The sequence below is a fragment of the Clostridium sp. DL1XJH146 genome, assembly GCF_054819755.1.
The window spans coordinates 40,673-62,907 of record NZ_JBTVVN010000024.1; the positions used below are offsets into that span (position 1 = coordinate 40,673).

General features: G+C 29.8%; 20 protein-coding genes. 18 read left to right on the plus strand and 2 right to left on the minus strand.

Going from position 1 to position 22,235, the window contains the following annotated elements; all coding sequences use genetic code 11:
* Positions 1-6 precede the first annotated feature (6 nt).
* From hypB to ACVHXK_RS12195, 6 genes are all read left to right on the plus strand, one after another.
* Positions 7-678, plus strand: coding sequence for a hydrogenase nickel incorporation protein HypB (gene hypB / locus ACVHXK_RS12170; protein ID WP_461206672.1), 672 nt, complete (start codon positions 7-9; stop codon positions 676-678).
* Between the two features lie 26 nt (positions 679-704).
* On the plus strand, positions 705-3,380 hold the full coding sequence (locus ACVHXK_RS12175) for an FAD-dependent oxidoreductase (RefSeq protein ID WP_461206673.1): 2,676 nt from the start codon (positions 705-707) through the stop codon (positions 3,378-3,380).
* 71 nt (positions 3,381-3,451) lie between these two features.
* Positions 3,452-3,793, plus strand: a complete 342-nt coding sequence (locus tag ACVHXK_RS12180; protein ID WP_461206674.1) for a hydrogenase maturation nickel metallochaperone HypA/HybF — start codon at positions 3,452-3,454, stop codon at positions 3,791-3,793.
* Positions 3,794-4,058: 265 nt separating this feature from the next.
* Positions 4,059-5,369 (plus strand): sensor histidine kinase, encoded by a 1,311-nt coding sequence (locus tag ACVHXK_RS12185; RefSeq protein WP_461206675.1) that lies wholly within the window; start codon positions 4,059-4,061, stop codon positions 5,367-5,369.
* 14 nt (positions 5,370-5,383) lie between these two features.
* Positions 5,384-6,103 (plus strand): LytR/AlgR family response regulator transcription factor, encoded by a 720-nt coding sequence (locus ACVHXK_RS12190; protein ID WP_461206676.1) that lies wholly within the window; start codon positions 5,384-5,386, stop codon positions 6,101-6,103.
* A 165-nt stretch (positions 6,104-6,268) separates the two neighbouring features.
* On the plus strand, positions 6,269-6,709 hold the full coding sequence (locus ACVHXK_RS12195) for a sigma-70 family RNA polymerase sigma factor (protein WP_461206677.1): 441 nt from the start codon (positions 6,269-6,271) through the stop codon (positions 6,707-6,709).
* 398 nt (positions 6,710-7,107) lie between these two features.
* Here ACVHXK_RS12195 and ACVHXK_RS12200 read toward each other — a convergent pair whose 3' ends face one another.
* Positions 7,108-7,236, minus strand: a complete 129-nt coding sequence (locus ACVHXK_RS12200; RefSeq protein WP_461206678.1) for a hypothetical protein — start codon at positions 7,234-7,236, stop codon at positions 7,108-7,110.
* Positions 7,237-7,552: 316 nt separating this feature from the next.
* Here ACVHXK_RS12200 and ACVHXK_RS12205 point away from each other — a divergent pair, with 316 nt between their 5' ends.
* From ACVHXK_RS12205 to ACVHXK_RS12245, 9 genes are all read left to right on the plus strand, one after another.
* A complete protein-coding gene (locus tag ACVHXK_RS12205) occupies positions 7,553-8,374 on the plus strand; it encodes a nitroreductase family protein (RefSeq protein WP_461206679.1) in 822 nt (273 codons plus the stop codon).
* A 41-nt stretch (positions 8,375-8,415) separates the two neighbouring features.
* Positions 8,416-9,213 (plus strand): Cof-type HAD-IIB family hydrolase, encoded by a 798-nt coding sequence (locus ACVHXK_RS12210; protein WP_461206680.1) that lies wholly within the window; start codon positions 8,416-8,418, stop codon positions 9,211-9,213.
* Between the two features lie 216 nt (positions 9,214-9,429).
* Positions 9,430-11,742: an endo-1,4-beta-xylanase gene (locus ACVHXK_RS12215; RefSeq protein ID WP_461206681.1), complete on the plus strand. Its 2,313-nt coding sequence runs from the start codon at positions 9,430-9,432 to the stop codon at positions 11,740-11,742.
* Positions 11,743-12,071: 329 nt separating this feature from the next.
* Positions 12,072-12,758: a response regulator transcription factor gene (locus ACVHXK_RS12220; RefSeq protein WP_461206682.1), complete on the plus strand. Its 687-nt coding sequence runs from the start codon at positions 12,072-12,074 to the stop codon at positions 12,756-12,758.
* Positions 12,733-14,853, plus strand: a complete 2,121-nt coding sequence (locus ACVHXK_RS12225; RefSeq protein ID WP_461206683.1) for a HAMP domain-containing sensor histidine kinase — start codon at positions 12,733-12,735, stop codon at positions 14,851-14,853. The genes ACVHXK_RS12220 and ACVHXK_RS12225 overlap by 26 nt, the downstream gene beginning before the upstream one ends.
* A 196-nt stretch (positions 14,854-15,049) precedes the next feature.
* Positions 15,050-15,418: an ArsR/SmtB family transcription factor gene (locus ACVHXK_RS12230; protein WP_461206684.1), complete on the plus strand. Its 369-nt coding sequence runs from the start codon at positions 15,050-15,052 to the stop codon at positions 15,416-15,418.
* A 21-nt stretch (positions 15,419-15,439) separates the two neighbouring features.
* The gene (locus tag ACVHXK_RS12235; RefSeq protein ID WP_461206685.1) at positions 15,440-16,408 is read left to right on the plus strand and encodes a permease; all 969 of its coding nucleotides are present in this window, start codon (positions 15,440-15,442) and stop codon (positions 16,406-16,408) included.
* A 22-nt stretch (positions 16,409-16,430) separates the two neighbouring features.
* Positions 16,431-17,618 carry an MFS transporter gene (locus ACVHXK_RS12240; protein ID WP_461206686.1) on the plus strand — a complete coding sequence of 396 codons (1,188 nt, stop codon included), beginning with the start codon at positions 16,431-16,433 and terminating at the stop codon, positions 17,616-17,618.
* A 67-nt stretch (positions 17,619-17,685) separates the two neighbouring features.
* Positions 17,686-17,913: a thioredoxin family protein gene (locus tag ACVHXK_RS12245; RefSeq protein ID WP_461206687.1), complete on the plus strand. Its 228-nt coding sequence runs from the start codon at positions 17,686-17,688 to the stop codon at positions 17,911-17,913.
* Positions 17,914-18,002: 89 nt separating this feature from the next.
* Here the strand turns inward: ACVHXK_RS12245 and ACVHXK_RS12250 are convergent, their stop codons facing one another.
* Positions 18,003-18,863, minus strand: a complete 861-nt coding sequence (locus tag ACVHXK_RS12250) for a LysR substrate-binding domain-containing protein (protein ID WP_461206688.1) — start codon at positions 18,861-18,863, stop codon at positions 18,003-18,005.
* A gap of 375 nt (positions 18,864-19,238) precedes the next feature.
* On the opposite strand from ACVHXK_RS12250, the gene citD reads away from it, so the two are divergent.
* The 3 genes from citD to citF are packed head-to-tail and all read left to right on the plus strand — an operon-like array spanning position 19,239 to position 21,964.
* A complete protein-coding gene (citD, locus tag ACVHXK_RS12255; RefSeq protein WP_461206689.1) occupies positions 19,239-19,529 on the plus strand; it encodes a citrate lyase acyl carrier protein in 291 nt (96 codons plus the stop codon).
* A gap of 1 nt (position 19,530) precedes the next feature.
* Positions 19,531-20,436 carry an aldolase/citrate lyase family protein gene (locus ACVHXK_RS12260; RefSeq protein WP_461206690.1) on the plus strand — a complete coding sequence of 302 codons (906 nt, stop codon included), beginning with the start codon at positions 19,531-19,533 and terminating at the stop codon, positions 20,434-20,436.
* Positions 20,426-21,964, plus strand: coding sequence for a citrate lyase subunit alpha (gene citF / locus ACVHXK_RS12265; protein ID WP_461206691.1), 1,539 nt, complete (start codon positions 20,426-20,428; stop codon positions 21,962-21,964). Before ACVHXK_RS12260 ends, citF begins: the two co-directional genes overlap by 11 nt.
* Positions 21,965-22,235 lie beyond the last annotated feature (271 nt).

The window sequence follows — 22,235 nt, forward strand, 5'->3', positions numbered from 1 at the left end:
AATATTATGGATAAGTATAAAATTTTAGAAATTAAGCAAAGTGTATTTGAAGATAATGATAGACAAGCAGATTTACTTAGAAAAGAATTGAAAAAAGAAAAAACTTTTTTATTGAATTTAATGTCATCACCAGGATCTGGTAAAACAACAACACTTATGAAAACGATTGAAGCTTTAAAAGATGAAATGAAAATAGGGGTTATGGAAGCAGACATTGACTCAGATGTGGACGCACACACAATTTCTACTTCAGGTGCAAAAGTAATACAATTACACACTGGTGGTATGTGTCATCTTGATGCAGATATGACCAAACAAGGTTTAGCTGGAATGGGAATAGAAGGAATAGATTTTGCAATATTAGAGAATGTAGGTAATTTGGTTTGTCCAGCAGAATTTGATACAGGAGCATCTAAAAGTGCTATGATTTTAAGCGTTCCAGAGGGAGACGACAAGCCTTTAAAATACCCTTTAATGTTTTCTATCGTTGATTGTTTATTAATTAACAAAATAGATGCAATTGATTATTTTGATTTTGATATAGAAGCAGTGAAAGAACGTGTTAAAAAACTAAATCCAAACATTAAGGTTATTCCAATATCAGCAAGAACTGGTGAAGGAATTGATGAGTGGGCAGAATGGCTACGTACTGAAGTTAAAAATTGGAATGAAAAGTAAAACCAATTAAAAGTGGGGGGATATAAATGGCAAAGCAAAAAGTACTTGAGTTTGCAAATAAAATAAGTAGAACAAAAATGGGTTCTAAAAATGCAATAACAGTAGATCGCCCAGAATATAAAATATTAGAAGCTTTTATGAGTGAAGAAATGGCAGAGGCAGCTCTTTATCTCCAGTTACGTGTGAAGAAAAGTGCGGCAGAAGTTGCAGCTGAGTGTGGTAAGTCGGTAGAAAGAACTGAGGAATTATTATGGGAAGTTGCAATGGGTGGAGCTTCTTTTGTAAACGAAATAGATGGAGTAAATAAATATTGGACAGAACTTTGGGTTCCAGGACATATGGAAATGATAGTTAATGGTCATCCAGAATTAGGTCATTTTTTTGAGGAATATAGTAGATTAAGAGGACCTGTTGCTATAGGTAATGTTCCAGTAGGATCAGGTCCTATGCGTGTCATTCCTATAGAGTCATCAGTTGATGGTGAATCTAAAAGAGCATCTTATGAGGAAGTTTCTAAATTTCTAAACGAAAATACAATTTTCTCACTTTCTGATTGTGCTTGTCGTACTTCAAGAGAAGCTATAGGAGAGGGTTGTGGACACCTGAAAGAAGATATATGTATTCAAATGGGACATGCAGCTGAATATTATATAAAAACAGGTAGAGGAAAAGAAATAACTCGTGAAGAAGCTTTTGCAGTTATTAAAAAAGCTGAAGAAAATGGTTTGATGCATAGTATTCCAAATACAGATGGTCCAGGAAAAACTCATGCAATCTGTAACTGTTGCGGATGCGGTTGTTTCAATATGAGACTTTCAAATAGATGGATAAATCCAGATATGGTTCGTTCAAACTATGTATCACAAATAGATAAAGATAAATGTGTTGCTTGTGGTGAATGTGTTGAGAATTGTCCAGCTAATGCGTTAAAATTAGGACAGAAATTATGTTCAAAAACAACTGAGCCAAAGAAAAAAAGAGAATTTCCTCATAATACTGAGTGGGGTCCAGATAAATGGAATGAAAATTATCGTACAAACATGCAAGTTGTTGTGGATAGTGGCTCTAGTCCATGTAAAGCAGAGTGTCCTGCTCACATAGGTATTCAAGGGTATATTAAACTTGCATCTCAAGGTAAATACAATGAAGCACTTGAACTTATAAAACATGAAAATCCATTTCCAGCAGTATGTGGACGTGTTTGCCCAAGGTATTGTGAATCAGAATGTACTAGAGGTAATATAGATGAGGCAATAGCTATTGATGATATAAAGAAATTTATAGCGGAGCAAGATCTAAAAGATGAGCATCGTTTCGTACCAACTTTAAAACACAATTATGGCAAAAAGATTGCTGTTGTAGGAGCAGGTCCTGCTGGACTTTCTTGTGCTTACTATTTAGCTATCGACGGATATAAAGTTACAGTATTTGAAAAACAAAAGGCTCTTGGCGGTATGCTTACTTTCGGAATACCTGCTTTTAGACTAGAAAAAGAAGTAATCAATGCGGAAATAGATGTTTTAAGAGAATTAGGTGTTGAATTTAAAACTGGCATAGAAGTTGGCAATGATGTAACTCTTAAAGATTTAAGAGGACAAGGATACGAAGCTTTCTATATTGCAATAGGAGCTCAAACAGGAAGAAATCTTAGAATAGAAGGCGAAGACGCTGAGGGTGTTGTAACTGGAGTAGATTTTCTACGTAGTGTAGCTCTTAATCAAGATATGAAAATGGAAGGTGAAACAATTGTAATTGGTGGAGGTAATGTTGCTATTGACGTTGCGAGAACAGCTACAAGAGTAGGGTCTTCTAAAATTAATATGTTCTGTTTAGAAAATAGAGAGGAAATGCCAGCTCTTGAAGAAGAAATTGAAGAAGCTATGGCTGAAGATATTGTTATCAATAATTCATGGGGTCCAAAACGTATAGTTGTAGAAGATGGACATGTGGTTGGAGTAGAATTTAAAAAATGTCTTTCTGTATTTGATGAAAACGGAAAATTTGCGCCTAAGTTTGATGAAAATGAAACTAAGATTGTTAAAGCAGACAATGTTTTAATATCAGTAGGACAAGGAATGGATTGGGGTAAATTATTAGAAGGAAGTAAAGTAGAATTGAACCGCAATAACACAGTTAAAGCTGATTCTGTAACATATCAAACAGCAGAGCCGGATGTTTTTGTTGGAGGAGATGCATATACAGGTCCTAGATTTGCAATTGACGCAATTGCAATGGGCAAAGAAGGTGCTATATCAATTCATCGTTTTGTTAATGAAGGACAGAGTTTAACTATTGGTCGTTGGAATAGAGCATATAAAGCTTTTGATAAAGATAATCTTGTACTTGAAGGATATGATAATATTCCAAGAGAAAAAGCTTCTCATGTTGATGGACAAAAAACAAAAGAAACATTTAAAGATCTACGTGGTACATTAACTGAAGAGCAGATTAAAAAAGAAACAGAGCGTTGTCTTGGCTGTGGGGCTACAGTTGTAGATGAATATATGTGTGTAGGTTGTGGTCAGTGTACAACAAAATGTAAATTTGATGCAATTAAATTGGTAAGAAAGTACGATAAAGAGAATCCAGAGTTTAAAGATATGAAATCTAATGTTGTTAAACATGCATTAAAACGTAAAGTGAGAATTGCTGTTAATAAGCCTGTAAAAGCAGTTCAAAAAGCATTTTCTGTAGATAACTAGTATGAAATCTAAAACTTGATGGAGGTACTTAGGTACCTTGTCTTTAAACCTTGACAAGAGAGGTGAAATAATTGCACGAATTAGGAATAGTATTTGATATAGTAAAAACTGTAACTGCTTTTGCAGAAAAGAATGCTGTTACGAAAATAGATACTTTGGTACTTCAAATAGGTGAGTTAGCAAGTGTAATCCCCAAATATATTGAAGATTGTTACCCAGCAGCAGTGGATGGTACTATTATGGAGGACACAAAACTAGAAATTGAAATATTACCAGGAAACGCTATGTGCAAAGAATGTAATAAAGTTTTCAATGTTGTTCAAAATAGAGGTAAGTGCCCTGTATGCGGTTGTGAGGAATGGGAGACCTTAAGTGGAAAAGAGTTTATGATTAAGGAAATTAGAGCTTGTTAGAATTAACCGTAAAAGAGATGGAATTAATAAGAGTGTATGAAAAAAGGATGGGTGAAGAAGAAATCACGCATCTTTTTTCGCATGTCTACTTATATGAATATATACTAGCTTATAAGCAGTATTAATTACAATTTAAGATAAAAACAGACAAATATAGAGAAATATCTTAACAAAGTATTGAAGATAATATAAAATGTAAAGAAGAAGGTTATGATAATTGATTATTACTAGTGAATGTTCATATAAATATTTTAGGAGTGAGTATATGTATTTTCTGATAGTTTTTGAACTTACAGTATTATTAAATATTGCATATAGCTATTTATTTCTTACTAGAAAAAAGAATGTTAAATATTCTTTGCTTATATTTTTAATTAACAACTTGATTGTATTGATTGCAATAGTTATTTTTAATAATTTATTTGAAGATGATGTCTTAAATAATTATGTATTAGCTGTTTTAGGGTTTTCTTTTATTATATATATATCCTTTGTTTTTGAAGAATCTTTCTCAAAAAAAATATTCAGCATGTTTAGTATTTGGCTTTTTTCTAATATTATTTTAATATTATGTAGTTATATTGTGGGGCTATTTGACATCAATGACTATAATGTGTATAAAATCATATCAAATTTATTCAAAGATTTTGTACAAGTATTATTTATACCTATAATATATATATATTTTAGAGAACCTTATAAAAATATGATAAAATTAATATCTAATAGCGTAATAAATATAATATCTATTTATAGTGTTATGATTTTCTTGTGTATATTTATATATTATGGAAAAGACTCTAACAAGGTTATCAGCTCGTATAGTTTTTTTTATAGTTTAATATTTATAAGTATTGTTATATTATCTTACATAATAATTTTTATTGCTATTAATTCAGTAAATAAAAGGGTGGAATTAGAATACAAATTTAAAATAATAGATACACAATTAAATTTGCAGAAACAGAATTATAAAACATTAAATAAAGCTATTGAGAATTATTATGAATTTAAACACGATATAAGGCATCATGTTTTTGCTTTAAAAGCAATGCTTGATGCTAAAAATTACGTAGAAGCATCGAATTACTTAGATAAGTTTAATAACAATAAAATATTTAAAGAAATGGATTCGGTATGCGAGAATTTTACTATAGATTCTATATTAAAATTCTATATGAATATTGCTTTGGGTTATTCAATTGATTTTAATGTAAATGTAAATATACCTCAGGATATTAATATAGAAAATCTTGATTTATCTGTTGTGATAGGTAATTGTATAGAGAATTCTATTGAAGCTTGTAACAATATTATAGATAAAAATAAAAAGTATATCGATGTAAAAGCTGAAATTAAAGGTTCGCATTTTATACTTAAAATTAAAAATAGTTTTAACGGACAAATTAAAAAGGATGAGGATAGTATAATAACAAGCAAAAGTGATCAAGGACATGGGATAGGATTATCTAATGTAAAAAAAATAACAGAAAAATATAATGGTTATTTTAATATTAAATATGATGACAATGAGTTTGAAATAGATACAATATTAAATATAACTAATGAAAGATAAAGTTGGTGAATTAAATGATAAATATAGCAATTTGTGATGATAATAGAGAAGAAAATGAAATGATTAATTCTTTAGTTCAAAAAAATGTTGAAGAGTTAGGCATACAATTTAAAATAAGTTGTTTTAACGATGGAGAAGACTTAGTTGAACATATTAATTATTACAAAGAGATATACGATTTGATTTTTTTGGATATTTATATGCAATTTTCTAATGGAATTGATGTTGCAAGGAAAATAAGGAATTTTGATAAAGAATGTAAAATTATTTTTATTACATATTCAAAAGAATATGCTATTGATAGTTACGATGTAAGAGCTTTTCATTATATTTTGAAGCCCATAGAAGAAGAAAAATTGGTATCCACTATAAAATTAGCAGTGGATAGTTTAGATAAAGAGAGTAAGCAAATTATTATTACAAATAAAAAGGGAAGTTATAGAATTTTTTATAAAGATATATTATACGCTGAGAGTAAAGCTAGAATTGTGAATATCCATTTGAAATTGGATAAGGTCATTACTTTTTATTCAAAACTTGAGGATTTTTTTGAAAAGCTCCAAGATGAAAGATTTTTTAAGCCTCATAAGAGTTTTATTGTAAATATGGATTATATATCTAAAATACAATCTAACTCCATATTTATGATTAATGATAGAAGTATACCTATTAGCGATTCAAACTTAAAAGAAATTAAAGAAGTATATTTTGGATATTTACTAAGATATTCATAAAACTACAAATAGTATAACAAATGGTAAAAAATGAGCATAATAATGGTGTTTTTTACATTTTAGCCCCAAATTTTTACACTAGCTACATAAATGATTGAAGTTATGTGAGAATAAATTATATATTTAAATTAAGTTTTACTTTAAATTAAATAAGGTGGTGGGCAAATGGAAAAATTATTAAAAAAAGCTAAAGGTAATGATGATCAAGCCATTGAACAAATTATAAGTGATTATATGCCACTGGTTATTAAAGAATCATCAAAATATAAAATTAAAGGATATGACTTTGAAGATATAGTACAGCATAATATACTTAGCATTATTAAGTCAGTAAAGATTTATGAAGCAAAAGGTGAAAGTTTTGAAAAGTTTGTAGAAGAAAATATAAAATTGGATAATTTCAATTTATATAAAAGAAAAATGAAACACAATAGAGAAATTCAAAATAGATATCCTTTTGAAAACTTAGAAGAGAAATATATATTTACTGTAGAAGAGCAGAGTATGGCATATGATTTATCTAAAAAGATTAATAGAAATGTAAACTATAATAAAATTATTAGAAATATTGAAATTGGCGAACTAAAAAATACTGCGGGTATGTAATTGTCGTTGGTAAAATACACTATTAAAAATTAAATAATTGGAATAGAATGTTTTTATAATTGAGTTAGAGGACTTTCGATTATATTTAAAAATTGAGTTTATATAAGGACAAACTTATGACAGATTTTATTGAATAGGTTTAGTATTTATAAATGAGAAGGAACACTTTTGGTATATACATTTTTGTTCATAGTGGTAAATTTAAAAGTTACAGTAAGAATAATTTATTCTTACTGTAACTTTTTTCGAATTTGGTATTATAAAAATGTTTTATTGAGATTATCTCTTGAATTTTTTGTTTTGCAGGTGTTGGATTTTCTAATATTATTGAAGAATGTAATTTAGAGATTCATAATAATAAGGAAGCCCAAATGCAGCACCAACAGTGGCAAAACTTATTAGTTCATAAGTGTTTTAAGTTTAGCATCTGATTGAGATGAAATGTCTTGTTCAGGGACAAAATATTGATTTCTTAAATAATCTTCAATAAATTTATATTCAGCATCAAATAATTTAATATTATCCATAAAATCATCCTTCCTAATGGTTTGTGGTTTGTTTCGATAAATTTATCTTGTCAAGAATATTTCCAAGTAATATTAATCTTAAGTATTACAGAGTGAGATGAGTGTATTGTTGTTATAAATTTTATCTGTGTATTTATTATAGTTACATTAATATTAGACAGAATAGTCTACTAAATGTATAATAGGGGTGATTATTAATAATGGAATATTAGTATATAAACTTTATTTAGATATGAAAATAAATATACTACTAAATAAAGTCATGACAAGGAATTTTATACCTTGTACATTAAATATATTGAGGGGTTGAAAATTTATGTTTAAGGTTAATGTTGAAAAATGTATAGGTTGCAAGCAGTGTGTGAAAGAGTGCTTTCCAAGTGATATAGAAATGGTAGATGGAAAAGCTAGAATCAACAATGTGAGATGTTTTAAATGTGGACATTGTATCGCAGTGTGCCCTGTTGATGCAATAACAACAGATGAATACAATATGGAAGATGTAGTAGAGTATGATAAAGAAAAGTTTGAAATTGGGGCAGAAAACTTATTAAATTTTATAAAATTTAGAAGAACTATTAGACAATTTAAAAATAGAGAAGTAGAAAAAGAAAAACTTTCTCAAATAATAGAGGCTGGAAGATTTACTCAGACAGGAAGTAATATGCAAGACGTATCTTATATTGTGGTAAAAGAAAAATTAGAGGAATTAAAAGAGTTAACATTTGATAGCTTAAAGAGTATCGGAGAACAGATGCTAGTAAATCTAACACCTGAAACGATGAAGGTGAAAAGATATGCTAATATGTGGATAAACATGGGCAGAGAATATAGAGAAAACCCTGAAAAAAATGATAAATTATTTTTTAATGCACCAGTGGTTATAATGGTTACAGCTAGCTCAGCTGTAAATGGAGCTTTAGCTTCTTCTAATATGGAGTTAATGACTAATGCTCTAGGACTTGGAACTTTTTTTAGTGGTTTTTTAGTAAGGGCTGCAAAGAGTAATAAAAAGATCAATGAGCTGCTTGATGTTGAGGAAGGTAAAGAAATAGTTACTTGCATGGTAATAGGATATCCTGATGTAAATTATAAAAGGACAGTACCAAGAAAAGAAGCAGATATAAGTTGGAAATAAATTAGAAGTAAAGTGAAAATAAATTACAAGTGAGGGGTAGCATGAAATTTAAATTAGTGGCAGTAGATATGGATGGGACATTAATAAATACTAAGGGAACAATATCAGAGAAAAATGTTGCTTCAATTAAAAAAGCTGTAGAAAAGGGAATTATATTTACAATTTGTACAGGCAGAGCTATACAGGGGGTAGAACTATATGATTCCCAATTAGGTTTAGACCTACCTTATATAACTTATAATGGTGCAATGATTGTAATGGGAAAATCAAAAGAAATATTATATGAGCAGGGTCTTTTGCAAGAGGATGCAAGAGAAATATTAAAATTAGGTAGAAAATTTAATACTACTATGATTGTATGGGCTGATAATAAATTATATGTAAACAAGTTAAATGAAAGAGTTAATGATTACGAAAAGTTGTCAAATGTTAAACCAATTTTAATCCAAAATGAAGAAGAAATAATCCAAAAAGGCATCACTAAGATTATATGGTATGACGATGTTGAAAAAATGGATAATTATCAAAGTTTCTTGAGGGATGAACTTGGTGGGAAAGTTAACTTTTGTACTTCTAAACCATTCTTCTTAGAATTTTTTCATAAGGAAGTTTCAAAGGGAATTGCAGTTAAAAAATTAGGGGAACATTTAGGCATTAAGAAAGAAGAGATGATAGCTATTGGTGATGGATTTAATGATTTGTCAATGATTGAATATGTAGGGATGGGTGTAGCTATGGCAAATGCTCCAAAAGAAGTTAAAGCAGTGGCAGATTATATTACTATGACCAATGATGAAGATGGAGTGGCACATATTTTGGACAAGTTTATAAAACAATAGAAATATTGAGTGAAATCTTTATGTGTTAGTGTTAAACTAAAACTAGAGTGGAAAGGAGGATGATTTTTTTTGTTCTTTGCAGTATCTTTTATTCGATTAAAGATTTACTACTAAAGAGAAGAAAATCATCCTTAATTGTACATTGTTTTGATCTGACCAATGAAAAGTATCTATGACTGTGTAATGTGAACTTATAATTTTTTTGGAGGTGTTTTTATGAAACGTGTTGTATGTATTGTTGTAGTGTGTATGTTTTTTTTTAGCGGTTGTTCTCAACCGGTTAAGGAGAACGGTAGTAGCGAGAAAAATGAAAAGGTTAACAGTGAATTAAGCGAAAGCAATGAGGAAAATTATCAATTAGGGGAGTTAGCAAAAGAATACAATTTGAAAATTGGTGCGGCTATAGAACCTTCGTATCTATTAGAAGATGACTATGCATCAGTTCTTAAGGATCAATTTTCAGTGGTAACGCCTGAAAATAGGATGAAATGGGGATTTATTCATCCAGATAAAGATACATATTCTTTTGAAGAAGCAGATCAGATAGTAGATTTTGCAATGGAAAATGATATGGATGTAAGAGGACATGCCCTTGTTTGGCATATTGAAAATCCTGATTGGTTAACTAGTGAGGAATGGACAAGAGAAGAACTTTTAGAAATATTAGAGGATCACATAAAAACTGTTGTTGGGCATTATAAAGGTAAAGTTTATGCTTGGGATGTTGTTAACGAAGCATTAGAAAATAACCATTACAGAGAAACTATGTGGTATAAGGTTATTGGTCCAGAATATATTGAATATGCCATTAAATGGGCTCATGAAGCTGACCCAGATGCTAAACTTTTTATTAATGATTATTTGGTAGAAGAGGGTGGCCCTAAAGCTGATGCATATTACAATTTAATAAAAGAATTATTAGATAAAGACGTTCCTATTGATGGTGCAGGATTTCAGTTTCATATTGACATGGAACAACCTTTAGATATGACAAGCGTCTATACTAATTTACAGAGATTTATAGATTTGGGAATCGATATTGATTTTACAGAAATTGATGTGCGAATGGCAGGCACTCCTGATGAAAAAATGTTAGCGAACCAAGGTAAAATATATAGAGATTTAATGGAGATGGCAATTCATTTTGATGCTATTACATCATATACTCTTTGGGGTTTTACTGATAAATATTCTTGGATTCCTGGATTTTTTGGAGATAGAGGAGCAGGGCTTATATTTGATGAAAATTATAATGCAAAAAAAGCTTTCTATTCTTTAGGAGAAGCACTTACAGCAGGTAAAGTAGAGTTACCATATGAAGCTATGTTAGATACTTCGGACCGAGTATGGATGTCTCCTTTCATAGCAAAAAAAGCAGATAATATACCTGTAATTGATGGAAATGTTAAAGATGGAGAGTGGGATTCAGGGGTAACTTATAATCTTGCATATAATCAATTAGATGGTATTGATCAGAGGACACCTAAGAATACTTTGGATTCATGGGGTGATTTTACTTTGCTTTATAAAGATGGGAATCTATATGGTAAGGTAAATAGAATTGATAACATAACTGTTACTTCAGTAAAAGGGGAAACTTATAAAAATGATAATGTGGAAGTATTTGTAGAGTATGATGATTATTTTGAACAATTGAGAACTGTAGTGGGAACTGATTTTGAAGGAAAATCTTCAGATGATAGGGCAGCTGTATGGAATGAAGATGGTACTATTTTAGAATTTATGATTAAATTACCAGAAGAGGATATGACAGGTCTTACTATGGGATTTAATATAGCAATGGCTGATACTGATAGTGCAAGTGCGGGAAGAAAATACCAATTATATCCAATTACAGGTTTAAATAATAGCTATAAAGGGAAAGATTTAGGATTGTTATTTTTTGAAGGAGACACACCAAGACCAGTAAATTTTGAGAAGGTTATTCCACCAATAAATATAGCAGAAACTTTAGTATTTCCTGAAATAAATGGAGAAAATGGTGATTTTGAATGGACTGAAAGTGTGGCATATCCTTTTTCATATGATTTAAATCAAGATTTGAAAAAAGGAGCTCCTATGGAGAAAGATGATATATTTGGAAGTTTTAGAATTGGTCATTCTGGAAATAGTATATATGGACAAGTTGAAAGAACAGATGATGTAACTATTGTTTCAGATGATAACTTAAATTCTGATGGGATTCTTTTTAATACTAATATTAATGGTGTTGATATTGAGTTTATATCATCTGTTGGTAAAGATGAAAAGATAGAAAAAAATGGTATAGTAATTACTACTAATTGGAGCGAAGACGGAGAGTTTTTTGAATTTCTTATTGATTTAAATAATATTAATGAAGAAAGTAAAAAATCTATTGAAGAAGGGTTAACAGCTGGAAGTATTCATCCGTTTAATATTTTGCTTATTGATGCTGATGAAGAAGTTGAAATAAATCATGTTTTATCGCCATTTAACGGTAAATTTTCTCTGGATTTTGATATAAGAGGCGAAATGGAGATTCAATAATATCAATTATTTAATGCATTAAAGGGAACCTCAATATAATGAGGTTCTTTTTTATTTCATAGGAAGTCCTTTTTTATTATGAAACAAGAAATGAAGAATGGAAAAATACCCACGATTCTTTCAGGAAGAGTCTTAGACACGCAGTGTTGTAGAAGAAAACATTAAGAAAATCTTAAGATTTTAGTTGAGAAGATATTAAGAGTTGATTGATATTATGTATTTAAAGTGATTTATAGGATATCCATTACGAAATCTTATAATTAGAAATTTAATCAATTGGTAAAGGGCGTGATATAATATGAATAATTGGAAATGCAGGGGGGATACGTGTGAATATACTAGTTTGTGATGATGATAAGGAAATTGTGAAAGCTATAGGAATTTATTTGAGTAATGAAGGTTATAAAGTACTTAAGGTCTATGATGGAATGGAAGCTTTAGATATAATTGAAAAAAATGAAATACATTTAATAATAATGGACGTTATGATGCCAAAAATGAATGGACTTATAACTGTCATGAAGATAAGAGAGAAAAATAATATACCAGTAATTATGCTCTCCGCAAAAATTGAAGATACAGATAAAATAATGGGATTAAATATGGGTGCCGATGATTACGTATCCAAGCCCTTTAGTCCTTTAGAATTAATAGCAAGGGTTAAATCTCAATTAAGAAGATATACAACTTTAGGTAGTCTAGAACTAAAAAAGAATGTTTATAAAACAGGTGGTCTTGTAATAGATGATGAAAGTAAGATTATAACTGTAGATGGGGAAGAGGTTCAACTTACACCAGTTCAATACAAGATATTAACACTTTTGACTGCAAATGCTGGTAAGGTGTATTCCATAGATGAGATTTATGAAAAGGTTTGGAAAGAAACTAGCTTTAATCCAGAAAATACAGTGGCGGTGCATATAAGAAAGATAAGAGAAAAGATTGAGATAAATCCGAAAGAGCCAAAATATTTAAAGGTGGTGTGGGGAATTGGATACAAAGTTGAAAAACTTTAGTCATTCTATAATAACAAAGATTATTGTTTTTATAATTATGATTACTTGTTTAACTACTGCGATGGCAATGTTTTTTAAAGTAGCAAAAAATCAAGATGGTGAATTTGATATTGTTTTCGAAGATAGTTATTATAGTGGTGATGAATACAGTAATGATAGTAGAGAAATTAAATCAGACTTGAACAGTATAATTTCAAAATATAAAAGTGAAGAGAATATTTTAGCTGGAGAAAGTATTGATAAAGATTCTCCTGAAAGTAGAGAATACAATTTATATGAAGAGTTTCAGTATAATTCTAAGTTCTATAATCCTAATTTGACTGAAGAGGAAAATTATGAAGAATTTGAGGAAGTATATAAGGATAAGCTTACAGAAATCAAAGAAGAGTTAATACAGGAGGATTTAAGAGAGTACAATAATGTTCTGCAAAACTTAAAAACCTATGAAGGAATCATCTATTATGCTAGTAATGGGAAAAATGAGATAACAAATAGTCCTAACACTTTATATTACTCAGATAATTATTTTAGAGAGTTTCCTTCTTATATAATTATTGATGAAAATGAGAAAACACTGTTTCCAGAGGAAATAGGATATAACAATAATTATAATTTGTTGCTACTTGATGACTATGACGGGATTATTAGTGATAAATCAGAGTGGAAAATATATATAGGATTTACTGAGGAATATTTGGATTCACATATAAAAGAATGGAAAGAAAATAAAGAAATTGTTACTAACAACCTATATCAAATTGGTGCATTTTTTTTGGGGTTTCTATTATTATTTATTTATTTAGCATTAATAATAGGCAGGAAGAGTTTTAGGGACAAAGAGGTACATTTAAATAGATTTGATAAATTATATAGTGATATTAATATAGGAATCTGTATTGCAATTGTAGGAGTTTGGGCTGCAATTATGAGTGAAATTTATGATTCTATTGGTGAAATTTTTGTTTATCAGTGGAATTGGAATATGTACACGATTTTTATCCCAATAACTTTAATTGCAGTTGCGTTGGAGTTTATATGCATTATTTCCATGATTAAGCATCTTAAAAATAGAACTTTTCTAAAACATACATTAATTTTTACGATTTTTCATAAATTTTTTAGTTTTATAAAAAGTGTCTATGATAGTGGAAGTATAGGTGTAAAGATTGTTGTAATTGCAATAGTATATCCTTTGTTAGTAGTTGCAACTTTCTTTATGTTTCCAGTAACTATTGGTGTTGGTGTATGGTTGGCATTTAAACAAGTTAAGAAGTTTAAGGCATTAAAAGAGGGTGTAGAAAAAATAAAGGCTGGAGACTTAAATTATAATATAGAGACTGATGGTAAAGGGGAACTTAGAGCGCTAGCTATGGATATAAACGATATAGGAAATGGATTGAAGCAAGCAGTGGATAATGAGGTTAAAAGTCAGAGATTAAAAACTGAATTAATTACCAATGTATCTCATGATATAAGGACTCCACTTACTTCAATTATTACTTATGTAGATTTATTAAAGAATGAAGTGGATAGCTCAAAGCGTGAAGAATATATAGAAATATTAGAACAAAAATCTCAAAGATTAAAAGTATTAACAGATGATTTGTTTCAGGCTGCTAAAGCATCTAGTGGAAATATACCAGTAAACTTAGAGAAAATAGATATAGTTTCATTAATAACTCAGGGCCTCGGAGAAATTAATGATAAAATTTTGGATGCAGGATTAATCTTTAAGATAAATCATCCTCAAAATAAAGTTTTTATAATGGCCGATGGGAATTTATTTTGGAGAGCCTTAGATAATTTATTAAACAATATATTTAAATATGCGCTAAAAGGTTCCAGAGTTTATATTGATATTGAGGAATTACAGAATAAAGTTTGCATAACCATTAAAAATATGTCAGCATATGAATTAAATATTTCTTCTGATGAACTTATGGAAAGATTTAAAAGAGGAGATGAATCTAGAAGCAGTGAAGGAAGTGGACTTGGATTATCTATTGCAAAAAGCTTAGTAGATATTCAAAAGGGGAACTTTAAAATAGAGATAGATGGTGACTTGTTTAAGGCAATTATTGAAATGCCTAAATGAGTAAATAAATAAATCCTTGAAACTAAGGTTATAGAAAAAGAAAAGAGATACTTATATATTGGATAATATAAAAAATATCTAATATATAGGTATTTTTTTAATTTTATGTTGACAATAGAAAATCAAAATAATACAATACTTATATACTCATATGGGTATATAAGTATTGCGATTAATTGAGTGGGAGGAGAAAATCATGGATAGACTTATAGATTTCTTTAAAATAGTGTCTGATGAAACGAGGTTTAGAATTGTTTCGTTATTAGCACAAGAAGAATTATGTGTATGTGAAATGTGTGGAGTTTTAGAACTTTCGCAACCTAAAATCTCTAAGCATTTAGCAAAACTTAGAGATAAAGGATTTGTTATTGGTAAAAGGAAGGAGCAATTTGTTTTTTATTCACTTAAAATTGAAGACGAATCACTTGTAAATTTGATTAAGAATATTGTAGATAATATTGAAAAATATCCACAACTAAAAATAGATAGCGAAAGATTAGTTGATAAAGAAATATATTCAAGTAAATGCAATATTGATAAAAAATATAGATTAAATGTAGATTAAATAATGAAGGGGATGTTTTAAGTGTTTGGATGGTTAGATTATTTAGTAAAAGTATTTGTTGAAGGGGTATTTAAGGTATCAGTGGAAACTCGGTTAGGTTCAAGTGTTCATTTTTTCTTTTTTGATACTATAAAAATAATTATTCTTTTAGGAATTATGATTTTTCTTATATCATATATTAGAAGTTATTTTCCGCCAGAGAGGACAAAGAAAATTCTTGAGAGGTTTAGTGGAGTAAAAGGAAATATAATGGCATCATTACTTGGTATAGTTACACCTTTCTGTTCTTGTTCATCTGTACCTATATTTATTGGATTTGTTGAAGCTGGTATTCCTTTAGGGGTAACATTTTCTTTCCTAATTACTTCGCCAATAGTAAATGAAGCTGCCTTTGCAATTCTACTTGCTTCATTTGGATGGAAAATCGCATTAGTATATGTAGTTACAGGTGTAGTAGTTGGAGTTGTTGGTGGAATATTTATTGATACATTAAAAATGGAAAATCAAGTTGAAGAATATGTTTACCAAATTAAATCAGGTGAAATAGAGATTGAAAAATTAACGCATAAAGAAAGAGTTAGTTTTGCCATTGATAATGTGAAAGATATTATTAAAAGAGTTTGGATATATTTATTGATTGGTATTGGACTTGGAGCTTTAATCCACGGGTGGGCACCTGCACCATTATTGGCCAAGTATGCAGGACCTGATAATCCATTTGCAGTTATTATTGCAGTTGTTTTTGGAGTACCACTTTATTCAAATGCTTTAGGTACTATACCAATTGCAGAAGCATTGATTAATAAAGGAGTTGGTATTGGAACAGCACTTGCATTTATGATGGCGACAACAGCTTTATCACTACCTGAAATGATACTTCTTAAAAAAGTTATTAAACCTAAATTAATAGGAGTTTTCGTTGCAATAACGGGTGTTGCTATTATATTGGTAGGTTATTTATTTAATGCCATTGCGCATTTATTAATTTAGAATAAGAGGGAGTTTTAGGCAAATGAAGAATAAAAATAAAATGTTATTGGTATTAGGATTAATGGCTTTTTTGGCTAATGGAGATAACTATGCTGCAGCACCTTTGCTAATTAATATCTCAAATGAGTTAAATCTCACAATAAGTACTGCGGCTATTTCAGTCACTGCATATATGTTGTCTTTTGGTATTTTTACTTTGTTATTTGGACCATTATCGGATAGATTTGGGAAAGTCAAAGTTATTAATATTGCTGCAATAGGAACGGCTATATTTAGTATGTTAGGTGCTACAGCATTTAATTTGCCATCATTGATATTTTTTAGAGCCATGAATGGTGCTTTTGGAGCCGGTATATTCCCGGTTACAATGGCTTTGGTTGGTGAAAGTTTTGATAATGAAAATAGACAAAAGGCTCTTGGAAAAGTAATGGGCTTAATGTTTCTAGGAGGTGCAACAGCTTCTGCTATTGGAGGGGCGCTAGCTTATTTAGGATCATGGCGTTTAGTATACCTGTTTTACGGAGTTGGAGAATTGATACTTGCTATAGTTATGTTTAAAACATTGGAAAGAGATAAACCTGTGGTACAGAAACTTAATATTCTTTCAGCATATAAAAAAGCAGTTACTAATTACAGATTTATGAGTTTGGTATTAACAATATTTTTTGTTGGATTTAGCGTCTTTGGGAGTTTCACTTATTCAGGAAAATTAATTCAAGAGTTAACTGGATTTAATATTCTGATTGTTGGATTAATATTATCTATATTTGGTATTGGTACAGTTATTGGCGGTAGAATAGCACCAAAACTTAGGAAAAGATTAAAAAATGGATTTTTGATATTTGCTGGTGTACTAGGATGTATTTCGTTAATTGCATTATCTTCTTTTGATAATGTAATTATATTATCACTAGGATTTTTAGGATTTGGAGTTGCTTTTATTTTCTTGCAATCAACACTAATTGCAACAGCCCAAGAAAAGATTCCAAAGATGAGAGGAACTGCTATGTCAATGGCATCTTTTAATATGTTTGTTGGTGGAGCTATTGGAACATCAATAAATGCAATAGTTGTGAAGAATTATGGTATTACGAGAATTTTTCATAATGCGGCCTATATAATTCTAGTGGTTGGAATTTTCGCAGCTATATTCGTTTCAGGATTTGGGATGAAAACAAATAAAGGGATTACGGTAAAAGAAATTGAATAGGAAAAAATTTTTATAAGTTGTTTATGTATACAATATTTTATTAATATATAATTAGGAGGAATGTAATATGATAATTAAAATTTTAGGTACAGGATGCGCAAAATGTAAAAAGTTAGAGGCAAATGCAAAGCAGGCAGTGAAAGAGATGGGTGTTGATGCAATAATTGAGAAAGTTGAAGATATCAAAGACATTATGGGTTATGGAGTAATGAATACGCCAGCATTGGTAGTTGATGAGAAAGTAAAAGCTATGGGTAAACTTCTATCAGCAGAAGATATTAAAAAATTATTATAGTATAAGTTTGTTAAACACCTTCTTAATTATTTTGAAGGTGTTTAATTATTTACAGTAATTGAACACTATATATTGAATGATTTATGTTATTAAAATTTATACTCTTTAACAAATTCAATAAAGGCACGTACTATGTTTAGATTAGAAGTATCTGGAGTATAAAACATCCAGGTATTTCTTTTTATTAATTCACCTTTTTTATTTCTTATAGGCATAGAGTAGAGATCTTTATTATCTTTTATTAAGTGATAGGTTATAATTCCATAGCCTAGGCCATTTAAAATCATTTCCTTACAAGTATCGGCTTGGTCAACTTTAATTGAAATATTCGAAGGCGTAGTGAAATTTTGATGCCACCAATTATCAATAGCATTTTTGAAAGTAGTATCTGTACGATAATCGATTCTTTGGAGATTAGGCAAATTACTGATTTCAAAGGGCTCTGTTGAAGCAATACATAAATAATCTTCAAAGAGACTAATTTTTTCTCCATGCCACTGATAATCACCTCTCACAAAACCAATATGTGCATCATTATTATATATAGATTTATATACATTTGAACTCCAATCAGTGATTATTTGAAATTCAACTTTTGGATATTTTTCTTTAAAAGATTTTAGTAGTTTTGGAAGGATATATTTTGATATATATCTAGATACAGCTATTTTCAGAGTACCTATGTAGTCATTTTTTATATTTTTAAGATTTTCTTGTAGACCGTCATATTCATTAAGCATTCTATTTGCATAATTTATAAGCATTTCACCCTCTGGGGTAAAATTAATTCCACGTCTTCCACGCAAAGCTATTTTTATATCAAGTTCTTCTTCAAGCTGTTTAAGTCTATTTGTAATTGCTGGTTGAGAAATAAAAAGCAAGTCTGCCGTTTTAGTAATATTCTTATTATTTGACAAGTGTTTTAATATTAACCAGTCTCTGTGGTCCATAGTAATCTCCTTTTTAGATATAATTAAAATTTATGGATGAGTATAATTATTAGATATTTTATTTATTGAAATCAGTATACTATACTTGAATTATAGAAGCAAAGAAATTTCTAAAATATAAAATATAATGCACAATTCACAATGCACAATGCACAATTTAGGATGATTTTCTTCCCTGTGGTCAGAAAATCTATAATTTAATAAACCTAGATGTAAAATCAATTGCTAATTGCTAATTGCTAATTGCTAATTGCTAATTGCTAATTGCAAACTGCAAATTGCAAATTATTATAAGAAGTTAAACTATTAAATTAAACAATAGTTAAAATATCAACAATGCTTTAAATTTAAGAAAATAAAAGGGGTGGTGAAATTATGGAAATAGTACAAAAGGGAATGGCTGGTACACTAGAATCTAGTGATATTATGATTTCTATCGAACCTAATACTACTAATAAAATTGAAGTTAGATTAGAAAGCACAGTTTATCATCAATTTGGAGAACAAATGGAAGCTTTGATTATTGAAACAGTAAAACAAGAAAACGTTTCATCGGCAATTGTTATAGCAAATGATAAAGGGGCTCTTGATTTTGTAATTAAAGCAAGGGTACAAACAGCACTTTATAGAGCAGCTAATACAGAAAATTATAAATGGGAGGATTAACATGGAAGAAATGAAATTAAGAAGAACTATGATGTATGTTTCCGCTAGTAATCCTGCTAATGTTAAGGATGCCTACATATATAAACCGGATTCAATTATGTTTGATTTAGAGGATTCAGTATCAGTTAATCAAAAGGATGCTGCAAGATTTTTGATATACAATGCACTTAAATCAGTTGATTACAGAGGGATAGAAACAGTAGTTAGAGTAAATGGATTAGACACAATTTTTGGAGTGAAAGATTTTGAGGCTATGGTTAGAGCAAAACCAGATATAATTCGTCTTCCAAAAACTGAAACAGTGGAAGACATAATACAAGCTGATGAATTAATAACTAGAATAGAAAAAGAAGCTGGCTTAGAAGAGGGTACTGTAAAATTAATGGCAGCTATAGAGAGCCCACTTGGTGTTATAAATGCTTATCAAATTGCAAAAGCAAGTAAGAGACTTGTGGCAATGGCTATAGGTGCAGAAGATTTCGTAACTAGTATGAAAACAGTTAGATCTTTAGATGGTGAAGAATTGATTGTTGCTAGAGGTCAATTGATAATGGCTTGTAGAGCAGCTGGAATCTATGCTTTAGATACAGTTTTTGCCGATATTGGTGATGAAGAAGGATTCATAGAGGATGTTAAAAGATGCAAAAAGCTTGGGTTTGATGGTAAATCAGTTATTCATCCTAAACAAGTTAAATTGGTTCATGATGTTTTTGCTCCATCTGAGAAAGAGATTGAATATGCTCTTAGAACCTTTATTGCAATTGAAGAAGCTGAAGCAAATAATTCAGGTGTTATAGCGTTAAATGGAAAAATGATTGATAAACCAATGGTTGAAAGAGCTAGAAGAGTTATTAGTTTAGCAAAAGCAGCTGGTATATATAAAGACGGTGATGAATATGACGCTTAATATTTTAGGAAAAGAAATTCCAGATACTATAAATGGTAAAAAATTAATGCCGTATAATGGTCCTTTTGAAATCACTCCAAGCGGAGCTAGGACTGGTAAATCATTAAGAAAGATAAAACCTAATGAATCAAAAATATGTAATTCAATAAAAGACGCTATCGTAAAAACTGGATTAAAGGATGGTATGACAATTTCGTTCCATCATCATTTTAGAAATGGAGATACAGTTGTCCTTCAAGTTCTTGAAGTCATAGAAGAAATGGGGATTAAAGATTTAGTTCTAGCTCCAAGTTCACTTGCAAGTACTCATGACCCTATAGTTAAATACTTAGAAACAGGAATGATTAGAAGAATAGAAACTAGTGGATTAAGAGGAGAACTTGGAAGAGCAGTTTCTGCTGGAGTATGTAAAGAACCTGCTGTTATTAGATCGCATGGTGGACGTGCTAGAGCAGTTGAGTCAGGTGAACTTAAAATAGATGTTGCCTTTTTAGGGGTTCCTGCATGTGATGACTATGGTAATGCAAACGGTTTTTCAGGTGAAAGTATCTGTGGAGCTCTAGGTTATGCAATAGTAGATTCTAAGTATGCAGAAAATGTAGTTCTTATATCAGATAATATTGTACCATATCCATGTAGCCCAATCAGTATCGAGCAAGTTAATGTAGACTATGTTGTGAAAGTAAACCATATTGGAGACGGAGCGAAAATAAGTTCAGGTGCAGCTAGAGTTACAAAAGACCCCAGATCTTTGCTAATAGCAGAAAGCACAGTGGATGTAATTGTTAATTCACCTTATTTTAAAGATGGATTTTCTATGCAAACTGGTGTAGGAAATGTTTCAATTGCTGTAACTCAGTTTATTGGACAAATTATGAAAGAAAAAGATATAAAAGCTAGCTTTGCATTAGGTGGTATTGGTGATGCCTTTGTAAAACTACATGAAGAAGGGTATATTGATACTCTAATAGATACTCAAAGTCTTGATTTAGCAGCATGTAAATCTATTAAGAAAAATCCGAAACATGTTGAGATTGATACAGGTTTTTACGCTAATCCTCATAATGGTGGTGCTATTGTTAATAAATTAGACGTGGTTATTTTAAGTGCACTTGAAATAGATAAAAATTTCCATGTTAACACTATTACAGGATCTAATGGTGAAATTCGTGGTGCAGTTGGAGGTCATCAAGACACAGCAGCAGGAGCAAAACTTGCTATTATGGTAGCTCCTCTTGTAAGAGGAAGACTTGCAACTATTGTAGATTCAGTAAATACTATAAATACACCTGGAGAAACAGTAGATGTTGTAGTAACTGAATATGGAGTAGCTGTTAATCCAAGAAGAAAAGATTTAATTGAGAAATTTGAAGAAACAAATATTGTTCTTAAAACAATGGAAGAACTTGCAAGAGAAGCTGAAGCAATCGTAGGAAAAGCAGTTCCTGTTAATTATACCGATGAAGTGGTTGCTGTTATTGAATATAGAGATGGAACTATAATTGATACCGTGAAAAAACTAGGCTAATATTTAAACAAAAGATGTTTTCACAAAATTCATTATTAAAAGCAGTAAATAAGATTTTGAAATAAACTTATTTACTGTTTTTTTTTGGTTAATAAATAAAAGAGTAAATGAAATCATAAAAAATGACATGTATTCATAAAAAAATGACAGTAAACTCATTAGCATATTAATAAATTAGTAAAGAAACAGTAAAAAGGGGCTGTCTCAGAATAAATTCTGAGATACCCCTTTTTTATTATATTTTTCTTTCGTAACATACTAAAATTTATGA

Coding starts and splice junctions, on each gene's coding strand:
- ACVHXK_RS12215 (WP_461206681.1), top strand. CDS start 9,430: ATGAAACGTGTTGTATGTATTGTTGTAGTGTGTATGTTTTTTTTTAGC.
- ACVHXK_RS12245 (WP_461206687.1), top strand. CDS start 17,686: ATGATAATTAAAATTTTAGGTACAGGATGCGCAAAATGTAAAAAGTTA.
- ACVHXK_RS12240 (WP_461206686.1), top strand. CDS start 16,431: ATGAAGAATAAAAATAAAATGTTATTGGTATTAGGATTAATGGCTTTT.
- ACVHXK_RS12205 (WP_461206679.1), top strand. CDS start 7,553: ATGTTTAAGGTTAATGTTGAAAAATGTATAGGTTGCAAGCAGTGTGTG.
- ACVHXK_RS12200 (WP_461206678.1), bottom strand. CDS start 7,236: ATGGATAATATTAAATTATTTGATGCTGAATATAAATTTATTGAAGAT.
- ACVHXK_RS12185 (WP_461206675.1), top strand. CDS start 4,059: ATGTATTTTCTGATAGTTTTTGAACTTACAGTATTATTAAATATTGCA.
- ACVHXK_RS12210 (WP_461206680.1), top strand. CDS start 8,416: ATGAAATTTAAATTAGTGGCAGTAGATATGGATGGGACATTAATAAAT.
- ACVHXK_RS12195 (WP_461206677.1), top strand. CDS start 6,269: ATGGAAAAATTATTAAAAAAAGCTAAAGGTAATGATGATCAAGCCATT.
- ACVHXK_RS12175 (WP_461206673.1), top strand. CDS start 705: ATGGCAAAGCAAAAAGTACTTGAGTTTGCAAATAAAATAAGTAGAACA.
- ACVHXK_RS12250 (WP_461206688.1), bottom strand. CDS start 18,863: ATGGACCACAGAGACTGGTTAATATTAAAACACTTGTCAAATAATAAG.
- hypB (WP_461206672.1), top strand. CDS start 7: ATGGATAAGTATAAAATTTTAGAAATTAAGCAAAGTGTATTTGAAGAT.
- citF (WP_461206691.1), top strand. CDS start 20,426: ATGACGCTTAATATTTTAGGAAAAGAAATTCCAGATACTATAAATGGT.
- ACVHXK_RS12190 (WP_461206676.1), top strand. CDS start 5,384: ATGATAAATATAGCAATTTGTGATGATAATAGAGAAGAAAATGAAATG.
- citD (WP_461206689.1), top strand. CDS start 19,239: ATGGAAATAGTACAAAAGGGAATGGCTGGTACACTAGAATCTAGTGAT.
- ACVHXK_RS12260 (WP_461206690.1), top strand. CDS start 19,531: ATGGAAGAAATGAAATTAAGAAGAACTATGATGTATGTTTCCGCTAGT.
- ACVHXK_RS12230 (WP_461206684.1), top strand. CDS start 15,050: ATGGATAGACTTATAGATTTCTTTAAAATAGTGTCTGATGAAACGAGG.